The following is a 20,611-nucleotide window of genomic DNA, read 5'->3' on the forward strand; positions in this document are numbered from 1 at the left end:
GAACCGCTTCTCACCTGCTAATACGGCCAGATCTCGCGGTTCGTCAGGTGTCCCCGGAGCGGACCGACGGGCTCAGAGGAGGCGCCGGGCCGCGGCCCACCGCGTGAGCTCGTGGCGCGAGGAGAGCTGGAGCTTGCGCAGCACCGACGACACGTGGGTCTCGACCGTCTTGACCGAGATGAAGAGCTCCGAGGCGACCTCGCGGTAGGCGTAGCCGCGCGCGATGAGCCGCATGACCTCCTGCTCGCGGGCCGAGAGCCGGTCGAGCTCGTCGTCGGCGACCGCGACGTCGGCCTGCCCGGTGCCGAACGCGTCGAGCACGAACCCCGCGAGCCGCGGCGAGAAGACCGCGTCGCCGCTCGCGACCTGGACGACCGCGCCCGCCAGGTCCGGACCCGAGATCGCCTTGGTCACGTAGCCGCGTGCCCCCGCCCGGATGACCGCCACGACGTCCTCGGCCGCGTCGGACACGGACAGGGCGAGGAACCGCGTGGAGCCCAGGAGGTCGGAGCAGCGGGTGATGACCTCGGCCCCGCCTCCGCCGTTGCCGCCCGGGAGGTGCACGTCGAGCAGGACGACCGGTGGCCGCAGGGCGCGGATGGCCTCGACGGCGCCGTCGACGCTGTCGGCCTCGCCCACGATGTCCACGCGCGCGTCGAGGCTCGCACGGACCCCCGCGCGGAACATGTGGTGGTCGTCGACGAGCACGACCGGGACGGGCGCGCCCGGGAGCGTGGCCGGTTCGGGGTTCGGGATGGTGGTCACGTGCGCTCCTGGGTCGTGCGGGCGATGGGCTCGGGCTGCGGCGCGGGTCCCGTGAAGGGCGTCGGCGCAGGCCGCGCCCCGTTCCGGGCCGGTCCGACGGGCGTCGTGCCCGCGTCGGGCTCCCCCGGCATCCTAGGTGCGGTCGCACCCGCGGCGGCCGTCGAGGCCGTCGACTCGCCCTCGGCCTCGGCCGCCCGGGGCACCTTGAGCCGCACCTCGGTCCCCCACCCCGGCCGCGACACGACCTCGGCCTGTCCTCCGCGCCGCGTCACTCGCCCGATGATCGACTCGCGCACGCCGAACCGGTCCTGGGCGATGTCCTTCATCTCGAACCCGTCGCCGCGGTCGCGCACGAACACCTCGACCATGTCGGCGGACACCTCGAGGTAGACCGAGACGGGCGGACGCCCGTGCGCGACGGCGTTGACGAGCGCCTCGCGCGTGGCCTGGAGGAGCGCCGTGGTCTCGTCGGTCGGCACGCAGTCCCCCACGACGACGACGTCGACCACGACCGCGGCCGTCCCGGCCGACCCGCCGTCGCCGACCGTCCCCGCAGCGCTCATGCCCGCGGTGCTCGCGGCGCCGGCCGCGAGCCGCCAGCTCTGGCGGTCCTCGACCTCGCCCACGAGCGTCCGGAGCTCGGCCGCGAGCGACGTACCAGGAGCCGGTCGGTCGTTGTACAACCACTCGCGCAGCTCGCGCTCCTGGGCCCGCGCGAGGCGCGCGACGGTGTCCGCGTCGGCGGCGCTAGCCCGGATGAGCGCGAGCGTCTGCAGGACCGAGTCGTGCAGGTGGGCCGCGATGTCCGCCCGCTCGGCCTCGCGTGCCCGGGCAGCGCGCTCGTCGCCGAGCTCGCGCACGAGCCGCAGCCACCACGGGGCGAGCACGATCGCAGCGCCCGCGAGTACGGCGAGCGACGCCACGGTCGCCCGGACCATGTCCGAGGCCGTCGAGTCCTGACCCACCAGGAGCAGGACCCCGACCAGGACGAGGACCAGACCGCCCGCGAGCCGCAGGACCCCGGCGGGCGTCCTGCCCCCCGCGCGCGAGAGCCAGCGGCCCCGCTGCGCGGCGTCGAGCTGCGACCACGCGAGGGCCGTCCCCGCGAGCGCGATGAGCACGGGCAGGACCCAGGAGACCTCGACGTCGACCCCGGCACGGGCCGCCAGCAGGACAGCGGCCCCGCTCAGCAGGACCACGCCGATCGCGACGTCACGCACCGGGAGCTTGCGCACGCGCCCCTGCAGACGGGGCGCGATCCGTCGGAGCGAGGCGGGGCGCTCTTCGTCGGCGGCCTGCGCAGGGTCGCCCACGGGCACCGTGACCCAGAGGAAGACGTACAGGACGATCCCCGCGCCGCCCGCGAGGGCGAGCAGGACCATCACGAGGCGCATCGCGCCCACGGGCAGGTCGAGGTGCAGCGACAGCCCTCGGCACACACCACCGACCCAGCGTCCCTGCTCGGGGCGCCGGAGCGGGAGTCGCCTGGCTGGTTGCGCGGTCTGTGTCACCCTCTGATGGTCACACGTCCCGGCGACCCCACCGGGCGAAACGCCCCCTTGGTCCCATCCCTGACCGGAAGATCAGGGTCCCGCGGCGCGGGATTCAGGGTCGGCTCAGGGGAACACCCGATACCGTCCGGCGGAGGTGCGCGGCAGGCTGGAGCCATGAACACCGAGGACACCTCCCCAGAACCCCCGGCCGGGAGCTCCGCACCGACCGGGGCGGCCCAGCAGACCGCCGGGACGCCCTATCCGACGAACGGTCCGGCGCCCGTGGGTCCCGACGGTCCGCCCGCGAACCCGCCGGCCCAGTCCACCGGGATGGACAGCTTCTTCGACGCCGTCCGACGTCTCGGCATCTCCCGCTCGGACGACCGCTGGATCGGTGGCGTCGCCGGCGGGATCGCCGACCGGTTCGGGATCGACCCCCTCATCGTGCGTGGTCTCCTCGTCGTCTCGGTCTTCCTCTCGGGAGCCGGCCTCGTCCTGTACGGCGTCGCCTGGGCCCTTCTCCCCGAGTCCCGGGACGGCCGCATCCACCTGCAGCAGACGATCCGCGGCGACTTCGACGTCGCGATGCTCGGGGCGGCCGCGACGACCATCGTCGGCCTGAGCTGGAGCACCGGCTGGTCGTCCTGGTGGCACTTCGCAGGGCTCGAGTGGCTCAACGGACTGTTCTGGACCGCCGCGGTCGTCGTCGTGATCGTGCTGGTCGTCAACCGTCGCAACGACAAGCGCGCCGCCTACACCGCGGCCCAGCACACGCAGCAGCAGGCCCCGCCGGTCGCTCAGCCCGGACAGCCCTACCCCGCGCAGCCGTTCGGACCGGGCGCGGCGCCGTCGCCCCAGCAGGGCCACCACGGGGCAGCCTGGCAGCACGGCCGACCCGGCCAGCCCACGCAGCCGCGACCTCCGTACGGAGCTCCCGCGCCGGGCGCCCAGCCCGCCCCCGGGGCGACGTACCCCGCGTCCCCCGCGGCGTCGTCGGGCCCCGCGTACTCCGCCTCCGCTCCCCTGCCCCCGCAGGGCTATGCGGGCCAGCGCCCCACCCCGCCCGTCCCGCCCCAGGCCTACGCCGCCCAGCAGGCCGCCGCGCAGCAGGCCGCGCGCGCCCAGGAGCAGGCCCGACGCCAGGCCCAGCGCGAGGCCGACCGGCTGCGCCGCCTCGAGGAGCAGCGCGCCCGCGCCGCCCGGCGCCCCCGCGGCCCGGGCACCGCGATCGTCGGGATCACGCTCGGCGTGAGCCTGCTCGGCGCAGCGGTCCTCATGCTGCTCGAGCGTCGTGACGTGATCGACGTGCCGTTCTTCTACACGTGGATCGGCGCGACGATCATCCTCCTCGGCCTCGGCGTCGTGATCTCGGGCCTGCGTGGCCGCACGAGCGGAGCCCTGGGTGGCCTCGCGATCGTCGCGACGATCATCGCGCTCCCGATCGCCGGCTGGAGCTCGGTCGACCGCTTCGACGTGAACCTCCAGGGCCGCGCGTCGGACTCGACCTACACGGTCACCTCGGTCGAGGACGCGGAGAACGGGTTCGCCTTCACGTTCGGCGACCCCGTCGTCGACCTGAGCCGGCTCGACCTGAGCGCGGTCGGCGAGGACCCCGTCGTCGTCCCCGTCGACCTGCGGGCCGGGGACCTGACCGTGATCGTCCCCTCGGGCGTCCCGGTCGAGGCCGAGGTCCGCGTCCTCGCGGGCAACGCGACCTGGACCGTCGACGGCGAGCGACGCAGCGTCAACGGCGTCAACACCCGCCCGTACACCTTCACCACCGACTCCGTCTCCGACGGCGCCGACCCCGTGCTCCTGCTCGAGGTCGACGTCGCCGCGGGAGACGTCACCATCCGGGAGGAATCATGACCACCGAGAAGACCCCCTACGAGTCCGACGACAGCGACGAGACTCAGGCCCTCCCCCCGGTCGACCCGACGATCGAGCTCGCGGTCACGCCGAGCGAGGCCACCGAGGAGGCGCGAGCCGGGGCCGACGAAGCCGACGGCGACCCCGACGCGACGCAGGTCCTGGAGGCGGCCGCTCCGTCCGAGGCCGACCTGGCCGACGAGCTGTTCCGGACCGAGGCGACCCAGGCGCTGCCCGCCGCCGAGCCCACCCAGGCTCTCCCCGTGACTCCCCCGACTCAGGCACTGCCTGTCTGGGAAGCGGCGCCGACGCACACGCAGGCCTACCCCGTGCAGGACGCGCCGGTCACCCCAGAACCGGTCGTCCCGGCGGCAGCAGCTCCCGCAGCGGCCCCGGCACCCACCCCTGCGGTCGACCCGGCCGCGCAGTGGAACACCACGGCGCAGCAGAAGGCGAACCTCGCCCCCAGCAGCACGGTCCCCGGCGAGGACCCGCGCAACCGGGGCCTGCGCGTGGGCACGGTCGTGTGGGGCTTCATCATCGTCGCGGTGGGCGCGGGCATCCTCGCCCTGGCCCTCGGCGCGACGTACGACCTGGACGTCGCGCTCATCGCCCTGCTGAGCGTCGCGGGCCTGGTGCTCGTGGTCGGCTCGATCGTGTCGAGCAGCCGGCGCAGCGCCCGTGAACGAGCCCACCGGTGACCGTCCTCGCGTGAGTGCATGGTTCGGCTGCGACACGCCCGGCGTGTCGCAGCCGAACCATGCACTCGGCACCGGAAGAGGTGAGCACGACGGCGGCGCACCGGTCGAAGGACCGGTGCGCCGCCGTCGTGCTTCCGTGCGAGAGTGCCTCAGCGCGGGGGCGTGCCCTCCGTCGGGGGTGTTGCGGGAGGCGTGTCGGTACCGGTCGGCGGGACGCCCGGGCTCTTGGGCTCGACGACCGGCGGGACCTGGGTCGTGGGGACGCCCGGGCTCTTGGGCTCCTCGACGGGAGCCGTGTGGGTCGACGTGCGGGTGGGCGGCGTGACCGGCGGCGTCGTGGGTGCCGGCGTCGTGGGCGTCGTCGGGGCGGGCGTCACGGGCGCTGCCGGCGCCGCGTGCGCGGGGGTGTGCGCGGGCGGTGCGGCGGACGACAGACCGCCGCCCGAGGTGTAGCCGCCCGGCGTCTCGACCGCGACCGCCGGACCGCTCGCGATCTTGCGGAGCGCGATCCCGATGAGGATGAACATGATGCCCAGGCCGATCACGAGGGCAGCGACGCCGAACGCGACGACCGACGTGAAGAGCGAGGCACGCAGGAACGACGCGTTCATGACCGTGGCGCGGCGCTCGTCGTCCTGCGGGAGCTCGGCGTAGGTCTGGCCGTCGCTCATCTCGAGCGCGTGCTTGTTGATGACCTCGGCCTGCGCGTAGGCGGAGAACGGACCGCTGACGTGGGCCCCCGCGAGGAACGACGCGTCGTCGGACACCGTGATGTCCTCGGCCGACAGCTGCGAGGACACGACACCCCAGGTGACACCACCCGCGATGATCATGACGATCCCTGCGATGACGCTGAGGAGCCCGATGACTCCTACGCCCTTCGCGGGCCGAACCGTGACAGTGCTGGACATTGCGGTATCCCTCCCCGAGCCGGACCTTTGGTGTCAACGTAGCGACGTTTCGTCGTTTCCGCCGGACGAAAGGTCTGTTCGACGTCGAAACGGCGCACGCACGGGCAGGTCGGACACCGCGTGATGGGAGAATCCGGGGGTGAGGATCACCCATGTGACGGACTGCTACCTGCCCCTTCTCGGCGGCATCGAGACCCAGGTGAGCCGCCTCGCGGCCCAGCAGGCCGCGGCGGGCCACGCCGTCGAGGTGATCACCACGACGCCCGCGGCGCGGGGCGAGCACGGGGTGAGCACCGAGGTGCACGACGGCGTCACGATCCACCGCGTCGCGGCCCGGATCCCCGGTGGCTACCCCGTGCACCCTCGCGCTGCCCACCACGTGACGCGCCGCCTGCGCGCGTCACGGCCCGACGTCGTGCACCTGCACATGGGCGTCCTGACGCCGTCGGTGCAGGCGTCCCTCCACCCCGTCGCGCGGCTCGGGCTGCCCGCGGTCCTGACCGTGCACAGCGTGTGGGGCTCGGCCGAACGCTGGTTCGCGGCGCTCGACCGCGTCACGCACTGGTCGCGTCTCCCGATCCTGCCGTCGGCCGTGAGCGAGCTGACCGCGGCCCCGCTGCGACGCATCGCGGGGCCGGGCGTGCCCGTCGAGATCCTGCACAACGGGCTCGACCTCGACGAGTGGGCCGTGCCGCGCGTCGAGAGGGGCGCGCGCGGCGAGGGCAAGGCCGTGCACGTCGTCGCCGCGACCCGGTTCGCGCCGCGCAAGCGGGTGCTCCCCCTGCTCGAGTCGATCCGGCAGGCCGTCGAGCGACTCCCCCACGATGCTTTGTTCGCGACGATCGCGGGCGAGGGACCCGAGCTCGACGCGGCCCGACGGTTCGTCAAGGAGCACGGGCTCTCGTCGACGGTCAGCCTCCCGGGGCGCCTCGGAGCGCACGAGCTCAAGCGCCTCTACTCGCGCGCCGACGTGTTCCTGGCACCGGCGGTCCAGGAGTCGTTCGGCATCGCGGCGCTCGAGGCACAGGCAGCGGGGCTCGCCGTGGTGACCCGCAAGGAGTCAGGGGTGGCCGAGCGGCTCACGGACGGCGTCGACGGGCTGCTCGCCGCCGACGACGCCGAGATGACGGACCAGATCGTGCGGCTCGTGACGCAGGACGGCCTGCTCGACCGGATCGTCGCGCACAACCGCGAGGTCCGGCCGTCGAGCGGATGGCCGAGCGTGCTGGCGGACGTCGAGAAGGCGTACGAGAAGGCGGCGGCGTACCGCGAGGAACGGGTGGGGCGCACCGCGCGGGACTGACCGGTCAGCCCGTGGGTCGGGTGTCCAGGTCCAGGACGTGCCGGCGCTCGAACTCGACCCGGTCGCCGGCGAGCAGGCCCACGACGGCGGCCGGGTCGTTGTCGAGCACGCCGACCATGCGATCGCCGTCGACCTCCGTCACAAGCACCCACATGCGCTCCCCGATCCCCTCGTCGGGGAGGAACACGAGCTTGGCAAGGGTTCCGGGGATCACGCCCGACGTGTCCTCGGGGACCTGGTACGTCCGGGGGTGCTGCACGTTCCAGGCGACGACGTCGCGGAGCGACCACGGCTCGGGGTCCGGCCGTGACCCGGGGCCGCCGTCCTCCGGAAGGTCTCTCAGCATCCCGTCCTGCTTGCGGTCGAACGTGCCGTCGCCCAGCATCTGCTCCACGATCCGGGTGCTGTACGGCCCGAGGACGGCCCACGGCCCGACCGTGCCGACGCGGGTGGCCCGGATGGCGACCTGCGCCCGACGGAGCGGGAGCCTCGCGAGCCCGGGATCGAGCACGAGCACGTCCTGGAAGTGCACGAGCACGGGCTGTGACGTGTCGGGCTCGACCGCAGCGAGGTACGTCCATCCGTCGCGCCACCGGACGACCCGGGTCACCGGCAGCCCGAGCTCCAGGACCTCGACGCTCGAGACCACGAGCTCGTCGAGCGCGGGAACCTGCGACCGCCGGGAGCGGCCGAGCATCAACGGTCCACGACGAGGCGAGGGCGGGCTGCGCGAGGGTCCATGACGGGCAAGGTACCGCAGGACCGGCAGGCCGTCCGCATGTGGCGCGCTCCGCCGTCGGGCTCCCGTCCACCCCGGACGAGAACGGCCCAGGAACGCCGAAGGGCCGGCCCCGCAGATTCCTCTGCGCGGCCGGCCCTTCACGGCTCAGCGGGAGGTCACTCCCACTCGATGGTGCCCGGCGGCTTGCTCGTCACGTCGAGCACGACGCGGTTGACGTCCTTGACCTCGTTCGTGATGCGCGTCGAGATGATCGCGAGGACGTCGTACGGCAGGCGCGTCCAGTCCGCGGTCATGGCGTCCTCCGAGGAGACGGGGCGCAGCACGATCGGGTGACCGTAGGTACGGCCGTCGCCCTGGACGCCTACCGAGCGGACGTCGGCCAGGAGCACCACGGGGCACTGCCAGATCTCGTCGTCCAGGCCGGCCTTCGTGAGCTCCTCGCGCGCGATCGCGTCCGCTGCGCGCAGGATCTCCAGGCGCTCGGCCGTGACCTCGCCGACGATGCGGATGCCGAGCCCGGGGCCGGGGAACGGCTGACGGGCCACGATGACCTCGGGCACGCCGAGCTCGCGGCCCACGGCGCGCACCTCGTCCTTGAACAGGGCCCGCAGCGGCTCGACGAGCGAGAACTGCAGGTCGTCGGGCAGGCCGCCCACGTTGTGGTGGCTCTTGATGTTGGCCGTGCCCTCGCCGCCGCCGGACTCGACGACGTCCGGGTACAGCGTGCCCTGGACGAGGAACTTGACCTCACCACCGTGATCGCCCGCGTCCGCGACGATGTCGCGCGCCGCCTGCTCGAACGCGCGGATGAACTCGCGGCCGATGATCTTGCGCTTGGTCTCGGGGTCCGAGTGGCCCGCGAGCGCGGCGAGGAAGCGCTGCTTCTCGTCCATGACGACGAGCTTGACGCCCGTGGCCGCGACGAAGTCGCGCTCGACCTGCTCGACCTCGCCCGCGCGCAGCAGGCCGTGGTCGACGAACACGCACGTGAGCTGGTCGCCCACGGCCTGCTGGACGAGGGCCGCGGCGACCGAGGAGTCGACGCCTCCGGACAGGCCGCAGATGACGCGCGCGTCGCCGACCTGCTCGCGGATGAGCGCGATCTGATCGGCGATGACGTTGCCCGGGGTCCAGTCGCCGGCGAGGCCCGCGCCCTGGTACAGGAAGTTCTCGAGAGCCTTCTGGCCCAGCGGGGAGTGCTTGACCTCGGGGTGCCACTGCACGCCGTAGAGGCGACGCCCGGTGTCCTCGAACGCTGCGACCGGGGAGCCGGCCGAGGTCGCGAGGACCTCGAAGCCCTCGGGGGCCGCGTGGACGGCGTCGCCGTGGCTCATCCAGGCGGTCTGCTGGTCGGGCGAGCCCGCGAGCAGCGCACCGGCCTGGCAGACCTCGACGGCCGTGCCGCCGTACTCGCTGAGGCCGGTCTGCGCGACCGTGCCACCGAGCGCCTTGGCCATGGCCTGGAAGCCGTAGCAGATGCCCAGGACGGGCACGCCGGCGTCGAACAGCGCGGGGTCCACGAAGGGCGCACCCTGCGCGTACACGGACGAGGGACCACCGGACAGGATGATCGCTGCCGGGTTCTTGGCGAGCATCTGCTCGACGGTGAAGGTGTGGGGGACGATCTCCGAGTACACCTTGGCCTCACGCACGCGACGCGCGATCAGCTGGGCGTACTGTGCGCCGAAGTCGACGACCAATACGGGCCGGGGGGCTGAGGGGGTGGGTGTCACCAGCCCAGGATAGTTGGCTCGGCGCCGATCCCCGGCATCGGTCCACGACGTGCGACGGGGATCACTGCGCGCGTCAGGCGGGCAGCCGTCCGCGCAGCTCGCGAGCGGCCCGCTCGGGGTCGGCCGCGCCCGTGATCGCACGCACCACGACGATGCGCTCGGCCCCCGCGTCGAGCACCTCGTCGAGCCGCGCGGCGTCGACACCGCCGATCGCGAACCACGGCGTGGTCGGCGCCGTCGCGGCGACCTGTCGCAGCAGGTCGAGCCCGACGGCGTCGCGCCCCGGCTTGGTCGGCGTCGCCCAGAGCGGTCCCACGCAGAAGTAGTCGACCTCGGGATCCGCCTCGGCGGCCGTGGCCTGGGCGAGCGAGTGCGTCGAGCGGCCCAGCAGCGGGCCCGCACCCAGGAGCGACCGCACCGCGGGCACGGGCAGGTCGCCCTGACCCATGTGCACCACCGGGGCTCCCGTCAGGAGGGCGACATCGGCCCGGTCGTTGACCGCCCACAGCGCCCCGTGCTCGGTCGCGACGCGCGCGACGACCTCCTGCAGCTCGAGCTCGCGCGCGACGTCGAGCCCCTTGTCGCGGAGCTGGACCACGTCGACCCCGCCCGCGAGCGCCGCGTGCAGGAAGTCCTCGAGGTCGCCGCGCTCCTCGCGGGCGTCGGTGCACAGGTACAGCCGGGCCGCCCGCAGGCGCTCGACGGCCGCCGGGCGGGCCCGCCCGGCAGGAGCCGTGGGGCTGGTGCGCTGGGGCGAGGTGTGCTGTCGGGGCTCGGCGTCGCCGGTCGGAGCAGTGGTCACGGCGCCCAGGATAGGCGCGGCCCGCCCGGGACACGGTCGCGGCGCAGCCCGTGGGCACGCCCCGAGCGTGGCCGGCGTGCGTTGTAGGGTGGTCGCGAAGCACGGGAGCCCCGCACGGGGCTGAGAGGGCGAGAGCCGACCGTCGAACCTGATCTGGGTCATGCCAGCGAAGGGAGCGAGCGCATGTGCGCAGCCCTGTCCACCGACCACCCCGCCCTGCCCGCGCGTCCGCCGGGGCGCGACGGGAGCCTGGGGGGCGCGGCGCCGTCGGGCCCCGTGAGGCGCGTCGCGCCCGGCGACCGGACGACGATCACCACGCCCGACGGCGCCACGGACGTCCTCGTCGTGGGCGGCGGCATCGTGGGGCTCACCGCGGCCTGGCGGGCCTCGCGTGCTGGCCTGCGCGTGACCGTCCTGGACCCGGCCCCGGGCGACGGCGCGACCCACGCCGCGGCCGGGATGCTCGCGCCCGTGACCGAGGCCGACTTCGGCGAGGAGACCGCGCTGCGCCTGGGCGCCGACTCGGCGGCACGGTGGCCAGCGTTCGCGGCCGAGCTCGAGGCGGACTCGGGGCTCGACGTCGGGCTGCGCGCGACCGGCACGCTCACGCTGGCCTACGACGGCGACGACCTGGCGCTCGGGCGCCGCGTGCGCGCGCTCCAGGAGGCCTGGGGGCTCGACTCGACCGAGATCTCGGTCGCGGCGGCGCGCGAGCGCGAACCGCTCGTCGGGCCGCGCGTGGCCGGTGCGTTCTGGGCACCGGGCGACCATCAGGTCGATCCCCGCGCGGTGCACCGCGCGCTGACCGCGGCTCTCGCGCGGGACCCGCGCGCCGCCGTCGTGCGCCGCCGGGCGGTCCGGCTGCTGCGCGCGTCCGGACCCGGCTCTCCCGTGACCGGGGCGCTCGACGACGCGGGCGTCGAGCACCGCGCGGGGACCGTGGTCCTCGCGGCGGGTGCGGACTCGGGGGACCTGCTCGCGGACGTCCCCGAGGTGTGCGCCCCGACCCGTCCGGTGAAGGGGCAGACGCTGCGGCTCGACGCCCCCGCGTGGTTCACGCTCGACCACGTGGTGCGAGGGATCGTGCAAGGGCGTCCGGTGTACGTCGTACCGCGTACGCCCGGGCCCGGCGGGCACCGCGAGGTCGTCGTCGGCGCGACGAGCGAGGAGCACCCCGACGACCGGCGCGCGACCGCGGGCGGCGTCTTCGCGCTCCTGCGCGACGCGCGCGCCCTGCTGCCCGGGCTCGACGAGCTGGCCCTCGTCGAGGTCACCCCGCGCGTGCGCCCGGGCACGCCCGACAACCTGCCGTTCCTAGGGCCCACCACCGTCCCCGGCCTGGTCCTCGCCACGGGCCACTACCGCAACGGCGTGCTGCTCGCCCCCGTCACGGGGGCAGCGATCGACGCGGTCCTGACCGGCCAGCCGCTGCCGCCCGCGGTCGCGGCGATCGACCCCCTGCGCTTCTCGCCCACCCCTACCCCCGCGAGATAGAGGGCTCGCGTCGAGGTAGCGGGGTGGGGCCCTCTACCCCGACGGCACACCTCTACCTCGGCTCCCACCTCCCGGAGGACCACATGACCCACCCGACTCCCCCGTCCACGACGACCGGCGCGCGGCCGACGACCCCTCCCGCAGGCATCACCGTGCACCCGCGCTCGACCGCGAGCGCCCTCGTCAACGGCGAGCCCTACCCGCTCACCGCCCCCACGACCGTCGCAGCGCTGGTCGCCGCGCTCCTGCCCGAGCTCGTCGGGGACACCGGGGACGTCCCCCGCGGCGTCGCGGTCGCGATCGACGACGCCGTGCTCCCCCGCAGCACGTGGTCGTCCACGACCCTGCGCGACGGCGACCGTGTCGAGGTCGTCACGGCGGTGCAGGGTGGTTGACACCAGGCAGGACACGGACCGCGCACCCGACGACTCCCTGGTCGTCGCGGGCGTCCCCCTCGGCTCCCGCCTGGTCATGGGCACGGGCGGCGCGGCCAACCTGCTGACGCTCGAGGACGCCCTCGTGGCGTCCGGGACCGCGCTCACGACCGTCGCGATGCGCCGCGTCGCGCGGGTGCGTCCGTCGGGTGGCGCGGGCGGCGACGGGGGTGCGGGCGAGACCGGCATCTGGGGCCTGCTCGACCGCCTCGGCATCCGCGCCCTGCCCAACACCGCGGGCTGCTTCTCGGCCAAGGAGGCAGTCCTCACGGCCCACCTCGCGCGCGAGGCCTGCGGCACGGACTGGGTCAAGCTCGAGGTGATCGCCGACGACGTGACGCTCCTGCCCGACCCGATCGGGCTCGTCCAGGCCGCCGAGACCCTGGTCCGCGACGGCTTCACGGTGCTGCCGTACACCAACGACGACCCCATCCTCGCGCGCCGCCTCGAGGACGTGGGGTGCGCGGCCGTCATGCCGCTCGGTGCGCCCATCGGGTCGGGGCTCGGCATCCTCAACCCGCGCAACATCGCGGCCATCGCGTCGGCCGCCCGGGTGCCCGTGATCCTGGACGCGGGGATCGGGACCGCGTCCGAGGCCGCGCACGCCCTCGAGCTCGGGTGCGACGGGGTTCTCCTGGCGACCGCGGTCACCCGCGCGGCCGACCCCGTGCGGATGGCCACGGCCATGCGGCTCGCGGTCGAGGCCGGGCGCCTCGCCGCGCTCGCGGGCCGCATCCCGCGGCGCGAGCAGGCGCTCGCGAGCTCACCGGTCGACGGGATGGTGGGCCGGACCGGGTCGGGCGGCGCCGGGCTGGCGGCCGGTCTCACGGGGGCCGGTGTGCTGGGCGGCGGGAACCTCGACCTGGCGCTGTGACCGGTTCGCCGAGGTAGAGGCTTCTCGTCGAGGTAGAGGCCTCTGGCCCTCTACCTCGACGGCAGGCCTCTACCTCAGCGGAGCGATCAGTACGTCGGGCGCCCCGGCTCGACGTCCCGCACCCACGCCAGGACCCCGCCCTCGACGTTGCGCGCGTCCACGCCCACCGCTCGTGCAAGCCCCGCGACCCGGTCCGACCGGCCCCCGACCTTGCACAGCACCGCGACCGTCCGGTCCCGGGGAAGGTCCGCGAGCGCGGCCCGCGCGTCCGGCCCGGCGTAGACCCCGCTCGGCACGACGCGGGCGCCGTCGATCCCGACGATCTGCGTCTCCCAGTCCTCGCGCACGTCGAGCAGCAGCAGGTCGTCGTCGGGGTCGGCGAGGCGGGCGGCGAGCTCGCGGGGGGTCAGGCTCGTCGGGGCCGGGCCAGCTCCGGCCGGAGCACCCACGGGGCCCGACGACGCCACGCCCGGCCCGCGGACCGGCGCACCGAGGACCGTGCCCGCCCCGGGCAGCCCGCGCCCGCCCGACTCCTCCGAGACCTGGGCGAGGTCGACCGCGAGGCGACCCTCCGCCGTCGGGCCCGAGAGGCTCTCGAAGAGGCCCCCCGCGACCGCAGGACGCGCCGTGCCGGCGCCCGCGGGAACCGGCGCCAGCCCGCAGAACGCCTCGTAGGCCTGGTCCCCGGACAGCAGCCCCGTGACGGGGACGCGCTGCGGGTCGGCACGGACCGTGAGGTGGCGCCACGTGAGCTCGAGCGAGTCGTAGACCGCGAGGCGTCCCAGGAGCGTGCGGCCCGCGCCCGTGACGAGCTTGACGGCCTCGGTCGCCATGACCGAGCCGATCGTCCCGCACATGGCACCGAGCACACCGCCCGTGGCGCAGTCGGGGACCGTGCCGGGGGGCGGCGGCTCGGGGAAGACGTCGCGGTAGACCACGCCCTCGCCCCCGGGGGGCGTCGCCCAGAAGACGCTCACCTGGCCCTGGAACCGGAAGATCGAGCCCCACACGCACGGGATGCCCGCGATCTCCGCGGCGTCCCCCACGAGGTAGCGGGTCGCGAAGTTGTCGGTCCCGTCGAGGACCAGGTCGTAGCCGGCCAGGACGTCCAGGACGTTGCCCGCGTCGAGGCGCTGCTCGTGCAGGCGGACGGTCACGTGCGGGTTGACCTCGGCGATCGCGTCCCGCGCGGAGTCGACCTTGGACCGCCCCACGTCCGAGCCGCCGTGGATCACCTGGCGCTGGAGGTTGGAGACCTCGACGCGGTCGTCGTCGACGATCCCGATCGTGCCGACCCCGGCCGCCGCGAGGTAGAGCAGCGCGGGGCTGCCCAGCCCGCCCGCGCCCACGACCAGGACGCGCGCGGCGCGCAGCCGCTGCTGGCCCTCGATCCCGATGCCCGGCAGCGCGAGGTGCCGCGAGTACCGGGCGAGCTCCTCAGGGCTGAGCGGCTCGGTCGAGGGCACGACCAGCGGCGGCAGCGAGGTCATCGTGCGTACTGCTCCACGAGCGCGTCGAGCTTGGCCTCGGCCTCGCGGTGGACCTTCTTCTCCAGGACGAAGGACATGACCGGCACGACACCGGCGAACACCATGCTGGTCAGGCGGCCCCAGCTCCAGCGCATCTTGGACCACAGGTCGAGGACCGTGACGAGGTAGACCACGTAGATCCACCCGTGCGCGAACGGGATCCAGCCGACGAAGCGCATCACGCCGTCGACGTCGACGAACGCGCCCACGCCGTACTTGACGATCATCTCGACGCACAGGATCAGGAGCATCACACCGGTGATGAGAGCCATCACGCGGTAGCGCGCGAGCGCACCGCGGGCCTTGCGGACCGCGGTGTCGACGACCTCCTGCGTGGGGGCCTGCGCCACGGCGTCGGAGGTCTGCTGCGTGCCGGCGGGGTCGGGCGTGGTCATGGGAAGGTTTCCTTACGCTGTGCGAAAATCCGTGGCTCGGTGTCGGTGGCCACACCTAATGTTAGTGACCGTGCGACCCCTCCCCCTCCCCGACCCGGGCACCCCTCCGCTCACCGGCCCTGGCGCCCTCCTCTGGTGGCTCGCCCGCCGCCAGTGGGGCATCCTCACGATCGCCGTCCTGCTCGGCATGGTCACGTTCGGGTGCCAGGCCGTCATGCCCTACGTGCTCGGCCGAGCCCTCGACGAAGGACTGAGCGAGGGCTTCGGCGCAGTCCTGCTGGGCTGGGCCGCGGTCATGCTCGGGATCGGCGTGGTCCAGGTGGCCGCCGCCGCGGTGGGGCACCGCTTCGACATCGAGAACTGGCTGCGCTCGGCCTTCACCACGTCGCAGCTCGTCGGGGACACCGTGGCCCGTTCGGGGCACACCATCACCGACGAGCTCCCCACGGGAGAGGTCGTCTCGGCCGTCGCGTCGGACGCCCTGCGCGTGGGCGAGGTCTACGCGATCGCGGCGCGGTTCGCGGGCTCGCTCATGGCGTACGCGGTCGTCGCGGGCATCATGCTGAGCACCTCGTTCCAGCTGGGGCTCGTCGTCGTCCTGGGCCTGCCGGTCGTCGCGGGCATCCTCGCGTTCCTCGTCAAGCCGCTCCAGCAGCGCCAGGCCGCCCAGCGCGAGGCCTCGGGCCGGCTCACGACGCTCGGCGCGGACACCGTCTCGGGCCTGCGGATCCTGCGCGGCATCGGCGGCGAGAAGGTCTTCACGGACCGGTACCGGACCCAGTCGCAGGACGTGCGCCGCACGGGCGTGCGCGTCGCGACGACGCAGTCCTACCTCGACGCGCTCCAGGTCCTGCTGCCCGGGCTGTTCGTGGCCCTGGTCCTGTACCTGGGCGCGCACGCCGCGGTGCGCGGGGAGATCAGCCCGGGGCAGCTCGTGGCGTTCTACGGCTACGCGGCGTTCCTGTCGTGGCCCTTGCAGATCGCGACGCAGACGCTCCAGGCCACGACGCGCGCGCACGTCGCCGCGAAGAAGCTCATCAAGGTCCTCTCGGTCGTCCCCGCGACGGGCGCGACGCCCGGCACGGCCGCGACGCCGCCCGTGGGCTCGGTGCTGGTCGACGACGCGAGCGGCGTCGAGCTCGCACCCGGCCGGGTCGTCGCGCTCGTGAGCGTGGACCCGGACGAGTCGGCGCGCATCGCCACGCGCATGGGCCGGTTCGACGACGTCGCGGAGGCGGGCACGCCCGTGCACCTGGGCGGGGTCCGGCTCGCGGACCTCGACAAGGACGTGGTGCGCGAGCGCATCGTCGTCGCCGAGGCCACGCCGCACCTGTTCTCGGGCGTGCTCGGCGAGGAGCTCGACGTGCGCGGGGGGAACCTCGAGGCCGAGCTGATGCGCGCCATCATGATCGCCGACGCGCACGACGTCCTGGACTCGGTCCCGGACGGCCTCGCGGGCGACCTCCCGGAGAAGGGCCGGTCCCTGTCCGGCGGCCAGCGTCAGCGCGTGGCGCTGGCCCGCGCGATCCTCACCGACCCGGAGATCCTGATCCTGATCGAGCCCACGAGCGCGGTCGACGCCCACACCGAGGCACGGATCGCCGAGCGCCTCGCCGAGGTCCGGCGCGGTCGCACCACGCTCGTCGTGACCGCGAGCCCGCTCGTGCTCGACCACGTGGACGACGTCCTGTTCGTCGAGGACGGCCGCGTCGTGACCCACGGGACGCACCGCGAGCTCCTGCACCGCCCGCGCGGCGCGCACCAGGGCGAGCAGGCCGCGCGCTACCGCGCCGTCGTCGGGCGCTCGATGGACGAGCCCGCGGCCGCGCCGCCCGGCGAGGTCGCCGAGGACGCGCACGGGACCGACCACCTGACCTCGAGCTCCCCCGAGCTCTCCGACGCCTCGAAGGGCGTGTCATGAAGCTGCCCATCGCCGACGGCCCCACCGTCCGCAAGCACACCGCCTACCTGGTCCGCGAGCACCGCGGGACGCTGATCGGGCTCGCGGTCCTGCACACCGTCGCGGCGGTCGCGGGGCTCGCGGGCCCGTGGATCCTGGGCAGGCTCGTCGACGCGGTCACCCAGGGCACCACGGCCACCTACGTGAACCAGGTCATCGCGATCGGCGTGGTCGCGGTCATCGTCCAGGCCGTGCTCATCCGCTACGCCCAGAAGGCCTCGATGATCTTCGGTGAGGCCGTCTTCGCCGAGCTCCGCGAGGACTTCCTCGAGACCGTCACGACCCTGCCGCTGTCGACCGTCGAGCGCGCGGGCACGGGCGACCTCGTCGCGCGCACCACGAACGACGTCAACCGCATCCAGCACGCCGTCCGGTTCGGCGTCCCGCGCCTGATCGTCGCGGTCGTGACCATCCTGCTCACGGTCGTCGCGAGCCTGCTCACGTCGCCGCTCGTCGCGGTCTCGCTGTTCGTCGGCGTGCCGCTCATGGTCGTCGTCTCCCGCTGGTACCTGCGCCGGGCCTCTCCGGGCTACCAGCGCGAGTCCGCGGCCTACGCGGCACTCAACGGCACCATCACCGAGTCGGTCGAGGGTGCGCGGACGGTCGACGCCCTGCGGCTGGGCGCACGCCGTCGGGCACGGGTCCAGGCGGACCTGCAGGAGGCCTTCGCCGCCGAGAGGTACACGCTGAACCTGCGGACCGTGCTGTTCCCCGCGGTCGACTTCACGTTCGTCCTCGCGCCCGTCGCGGTCATCGTGTGGGGCGGCTACATGATCTCCACGGGGCACGCGACGCTCGGCGCCGTGACGACCATCGCGATGTACGCGTTCCAGCTCGCGGGGCCCGTGTGGGAGCTCATCTTCTGGCTCGACGAGATCCAGGTCGCGGCGACGTCGCTCGCCCGCATCGTGGGCGTCAAGCTCGTCGACAGCGACCGCGAGGCTGGGGACGACGTCCCCGCCGACGAGCACGTCGTGGCGCGAGACGTCGAGTACGCGTACCGCGCGGGGCACAACGTGCTGCACGGGATCGACCTGGACCTTCGCGTCGGTGAGCGCCTGGCCGTGGTCGGCCCCTCGGGCGCGGGCAAGTCGACCCTGGGCCGCATGCTCGCGGGCATCCACCCACCCACGGGTGGGTCGGTGCAGGTGGGCGGTGTCGACCTGGTCGACCTGCCGCTCGACGACCTGCGCCGCCACGTCGCCCTGGTCACCCAGGAGCACCACGTGTTCGTGGGCTCGCTCGCGGACAACCTCCGCCTGGCCGACGAGGGAGCGGACGACGAGCAGCTGCTCGCCGCGCTGGCCGCGGTCGACGCCCGCGGGTGGGTCGAGTCGCTCCCCGAGGGCCTCGCGACCGAGGTCGGCTCGGGCGGCCACGTCCTGACCCCGGCGCAGGCCCAGCAGGTCGCGCTCGCCCGGCTCGTGCTGCTCGACCCGCACACGCTGATCCTCGACGAGGCGACCTCGCTGCTCGACCCGCGGGCGGCCCGGCACCTCGAGCGCTCGCTCAACGCGGTGCTCGAGGGACGCACGGTCGTGGCGATCGCGCACCGCCTGCACACCGCGCACGACGCCGACCGGGTCGCGGTCGTCGACGGGGGCCGCATCACCGAGATCGGACCGCACGAGGAGCTCGTCGCCGCAGGGGGCGACTACGCGCGCCTCTGGCACTCCTGGCAGCAGGAGTAGTCGGCGGGCCCGCGGCACGGCACCCGGGTTCACAGCGCTCGCGACGCCCTGCTCCCAGGCAATCCTCAGGCAACCCGACAAGGCTTAGTTGATCGTTCAACTAGGGAGTAGGGCTGCCATGAAGAAGACCGTCGCGCTGACCATCGGGATCGTGCTGCTCTGCGGCGCCCTGCTCCTGGGCGGAACCTGGGTCTACGCCCGCTCGCAGGCCGGGACCGAGGCCGCCCCGCTCGCCCTGACGTCGGTCGCGCCCAGCGCGTCGTCGGACTCCGCGGACGACTCGGGCGGCACGGCCGGCACGGCGGGTCCTGTTGCTGACGGCACCTACGCCGTCGACACCGGGTCGCAGGCCGGCTACCGCGTGGACGAGGTCCTCTCGGGACAGGACGTGACCGTGGTCGGGCGGACGAGCGACGTGCGCGGCGGGGTGACGATCGAGGGCGGCACGCTCACGGCGGCCAGCATCGAGGTCGACATGACGACCATCGAGACCGACGACTCGGGCCGCGACCGACAGTTCCTCGGGATCCTCGACACCTCGGCGCACCCGACCGCGACGTTCGTCCTCACCTCGCCCGTCGACCTGTCGGGCCTCGCGAGCGGCACCGCGACCGTCCAGGCGACCGGGACGCTCACGATCAAGGGCGTCTCGCACGAGGTCACCGTGACCCTCGACGCCCAGACCGTGGGCGGCGGGGCGCAGGTCAGCGGGTCCATCCCCGTGACGTTCTCCGACTACGACGTGAGCGCGCCGAACCTCGGCTTCGTCACGGTCGAGGACGCCGGGACCGTCGAGCTGCTGCTCGAGCTCACGCCCTCTGGTTCCTGACGGGGCCGTCCGGGGCCTCGCCGGCCGCCTCTCCCGGCGCCTCGCCTGCCGGCTCGCCCGCTGTCCCCCGCGGCGCGGCCGGCAGGTCGGGCAGCCCCGCGATCCCGCTCGAGACGCCGTCGCCGCGCTTGCGACCACCGGCCGCCTCGTCGCGGACCAGGCGGACCCACAGCAGGACCGCGAACGCCCCGAAGATCCACCACTGGAGCGCGTAGAACGCGTTCTGGACGTTGACGCCCGTGCCGCCCTCGATCGTGGGCCGGGGCAGCACCTGCGGGCCGCCCTCGGACGCCGCGAGCTGGGACGGGTCGGAGTCGATCAGGACGAGGTAGCCGCCGTAGATGGGGTTGCCCCACACGTTCGCGAGCGCCGCGGACGAGATCGAGTCGGTCTGCCCCTCGGGCAGCCCTCCGGTCCCGTCGGCCTCCGAGGCCTGGAGGTACGCGGTGACGCGCACCTGGCCGGAGGGTACGGCGAGGGCCACGTCGTCCTCAGCGTCCGCCGTCGGGACCCAGCCGCGGACGACCGGGACGACGGGCGAGCCGGACAGGTCGGCCCAGGACTCGCCGCCCGTCCCGTCGTCGGACACGCGCAGGGGCGTCAGGACGAGGAAGCCCGTCTCGCCGTCGAGCGCGCGGCCCGCGACCAGGAGCTGCCCCTCGGCCTCGTACTCGCCCTCGACCCAGACCTTGCGCCCCACGAGCTCGCCCGGGAACGTCGACTGCGGACGCAGGAGCTCACCGAGCCCGTCGGGCCCCTGGGCCTCGGCCTCCGCCTCGGCCTCCGCGAGGGCGTGCTGCTGGGCGAGCTCGGCACGCTCGTAGGCGCGGTCGAGCTGCCACATCCCGAGCCGTCCGCACACGCCCGCCGCGAGGAGGAAGAGCAGCAGGAAGCCGATCATGCGGGGGCTGCGGGCGACGGCCCAGAAGCCTGGGCGAGGGGAGGCCTGGTCGGACACGCCCCCACGGTAACCGGGCGCGAGTTGCCCCGGAGAATCCGTGCGGGGAGACGTGACCCACACCACTCCCGGCCGCGTCGACGACCCGATCGGGACTTCCTGACCAGCCGGTCGGGGACCTTCGTCCT

At 74.2% G+C, this 20,611-nt stretch carries 18 protein-coding genes and 1 riboswitch; of the genes, 9 read left to right on the plus strand and 9 right to left on the minus strand.

Features of this window, described 5'->3' with window-relative positions; translation table 11 throughout:
* Positions 1 to 72 precede the first annotated feature (72 nt).
* The gene (locus tag ASE15_RS08030) at positions 73 to 756 is read right to left on the minus strand and encodes a response regulator transcription factor (RefSeq protein ID WP_056762732.1); all 684 of its coding nucleotides are present in this window, start codon (positions 754 to 756) and stop codon (positions 73 to 75) included.
* 5 nt (positions 757 to 761) lie between these two features.
* Positions 762 to 2,276, minus strand: coding sequence for an ATP-binding protein (locus ASE15_RS08035; RefSeq protein WP_082618290.1), 1,515 nt, complete (start codon positions 2,274 to 2,276; stop codon positions 762 to 764).
* A gap of 156 nt (positions 2,277 to 2,432) precedes the next feature.
* Here ASE15_RS08035 and ASE15_RS08040 point away from each other — a divergent pair, with 156 nt between their 5' ends.
* Both ASE15_RS08040 and ASE15_RS08045 read left to right on the plus strand, forming a co-directional pair.
* Positions 2,433 to 4,127 (plus strand): PspC domain-containing protein, encoded by a 1,695-nt coding sequence (locus tag ASE15_RS08040; protein ID WP_056762551.1) that lies wholly within the window; start codon positions 2,433 to 2,435, stop codon positions 4,125 to 4,127.
* Positions 4,124 to 4,828, plus strand: a complete 705-nt coding sequence (locus tag ASE15_RS08045) for a hypothetical protein (protein ID WP_056762553.1) — start codon at positions 4,124 to 4,126, stop codon at positions 4,826 to 4,828. The genes ASE15_RS08040 and ASE15_RS08045 overlap by 4 nt, the downstream gene beginning before the upstream one ends.
* A 149-nt stretch (positions 4,829 to 4,977) precedes the next feature.
* Here ASE15_RS08045 and ASE15_RS21835 read toward each other — a convergent pair whose 3' ends face one another.
* Positions 4,978 to 5,739, minus strand: a complete 762-nt coding sequence (locus ASE15_RS21835; RefSeq protein ID WP_369800572.1) for a hypothetical protein — start codon at positions 5,737 to 5,739, stop codon at positions 4,978 to 4,980.
* Positions 5,740 to 5,878: 139 nt separating this feature from the next.
* Here ASE15_RS21835 and ASE15_RS08055 point away from each other — a divergent pair, with 139 nt between their 5' ends.
* On the plus strand, positions 5,879 to 7,042 hold the full coding sequence (locus ASE15_RS08055) for a glycosyltransferase family 4 protein (protein WP_056762556.1): 1,164 nt from the start codon (positions 5,879 to 5,881) through the stop codon (positions 7,040 to 7,042).
* A 4-nt stretch (positions 7,043 to 7,046) separates the two neighbouring features.
* On the opposite strand, the gene ASE15_RS08060 is transcribed toward ASE15_RS08055, so the two are convergent.
* The 3 genes from ASE15_RS08060 to thiE form a co-directional block, all read right to left on the minus strand.
* Complete coding sequence (locus ASE15_RS08060) at positions 7,047 to 7,739, minus strand: DUF2314 domain-containing protein (RefSeq protein WP_056653932.1); 693 nt, start codon at positions 7,737 to 7,739, stop codon at positions 7,047 to 7,049.
* Between the two features lie 200 nt (positions 7,740 to 7,939).
* A complete protein-coding gene (guaA, locus tag ASE15_RS08065; protein ID WP_056653929.1) occupies positions 7,940 to 9,517 on the minus strand; it encodes a glutamine-hydrolyzing GMP synthase in 1,578 nt (525 codons plus the stop codon).
* Positions 9,518 to 9,590: 73 nt separating this feature from the next.
* A complete protein-coding gene (thiE, locus tag ASE15_RS08070) occupies positions 9,591 to 10,211 on the minus strand; it encodes a thiamine phosphate synthase (RefSeq protein WP_056654008.1) in 621 nt (206 codons plus the stop codon).
* Between the two features lie 207 nt (positions 10,212 to 10,418).
* Positions 10,419 to 10,496, plus strand: a riboswitch (TPP riboswitch).
* A gap of 6 nt (positions 10,497 to 10,502) precedes the next feature.
* Between thiE and thiO the strand changes: the two genes are divergently transcribed.
* From thiO to ASE15_RS08085, 3 genes are all read left to right on the plus strand, one after another.
* Positions 10,503 to 11,813, plus strand: a complete 1,311-nt coding sequence (gene thiO / locus ASE15_RS08075; RefSeq protein WP_082609117.1) for a glycine oxidase ThiO — start codon at positions 10,503 to 10,505, stop codon at positions 11,811 to 11,813.
* A gap of 83 nt (positions 11,814 to 11,896) precedes the next feature.
* Positions 11,897 to 12,208 (plus strand): sulfur carrier protein ThiS, encoded by a 312-nt coding sequence (gene thiS / locus ASE15_RS08080; RefSeq protein ID WP_082609116.1) that lies wholly within the window; start codon positions 11,897 to 11,899, stop codon positions 12,206 to 12,208.
* A gap of 76 nt (positions 12,209 to 12,284) precedes the next feature.
* A complete protein-coding gene (locus ASE15_RS08085; protein ID WP_157277186.1) occupies positions 12,285 to 13,121 on the plus strand; it encodes a thiazole synthase in 837 nt (278 codons plus the stop codon).
* Positions 13,122 to 13,207: 86 nt separating this feature from the next.
* Here the strand turns inward: ASE15_RS08085 and moeB are convergent, their stop codons facing one another.
* Positions 13,208 to 14,611: a molybdopterin-synthase adenylyltransferase MoeB gene (gene moeB / locus ASE15_RS21460; RefSeq protein ID WP_056653926.1), complete on the minus strand. Its 1,404-nt coding sequence runs from the start codon at positions 14,609 to 14,611 to the stop codon at positions 13,208 to 13,210.
* Positions 14,608 to 15,045, minus strand: coding sequence for a DUF3817 domain-containing protein (locus ASE15_RS08095; protein WP_056653922.1), 438 nt, complete (start codon positions 15,043 to 15,045; stop codon positions 14,608 to 14,610). The genes moeB and ASE15_RS08095 overlap by 4 nt, the downstream gene beginning before the upstream one ends.
* Before the next feature lie 58 nt (positions 15,046 to 15,103).
* Between ASE15_RS08095 and ASE15_RS08100 the strand changes: the two genes are divergently transcribed.
* From ASE15_RS08100 to ASE15_RS08110, 3 genes are all read left to right on the plus strand, one after another.
* Positions 15,104 to 16,966, plus strand: coding sequence for an ABC transporter ATP-binding protein (locus ASE15_RS08100; RefSeq protein WP_056653919.1), 1,863 nt, complete (start codon positions 15,104 to 15,106; stop codon positions 16,964 to 16,966).
* The gene (locus ASE15_RS08105) at positions 16,963 to 18,696 is read left to right on the plus strand and encodes an ABC transporter ATP-binding protein (protein WP_056653916.1); all 1,734 of its coding nucleotides are present in this window, start codon (positions 16,963 to 16,965) and stop codon (positions 18,694 to 18,696) included. The genes ASE15_RS08100 and ASE15_RS08105 overlap by 4 nt, the downstream gene beginning before the upstream one ends.
* A gap of 118 nt (positions 18,697 to 18,814) precedes the next feature.
* Positions 18,815 to 19,525, plus strand: coding sequence for a YceI family protein (locus ASE15_RS08110; RefSeq protein ID WP_056653913.1), 711 nt, complete (start codon positions 18,815 to 18,817; stop codon positions 19,523 to 19,525).
* On the opposite strand, the gene ASE15_RS08115 is transcribed toward ASE15_RS08110, so the two are convergent.
* Positions 19,506 to 20,483: an SURF1 family protein gene (locus ASE15_RS08115; RefSeq protein ID WP_235534258.1), complete on the minus strand. Its 978-nt coding sequence runs from the start codon at positions 20,481 to 20,483 to the stop codon at positions 19,506 to 19,508. The two genes, ASE15_RS08110 and ASE15_RS08115, sit on opposite strands and share 20 nt — an antisense overlap.
* Positions 20,484 to 20,611: the final 128 nt, after the last annotated feature.

The organism is Oerskovia sp. Root22 (genome assembly GCF_001429135.1).
Taxonomy (GTDB): domain Bacteria; phylum Actinomycetota; class Actinomycetes; order Actinomycetales; family Cellulomonadaceae; genus Oerskovia; species Oerskovia enterophila.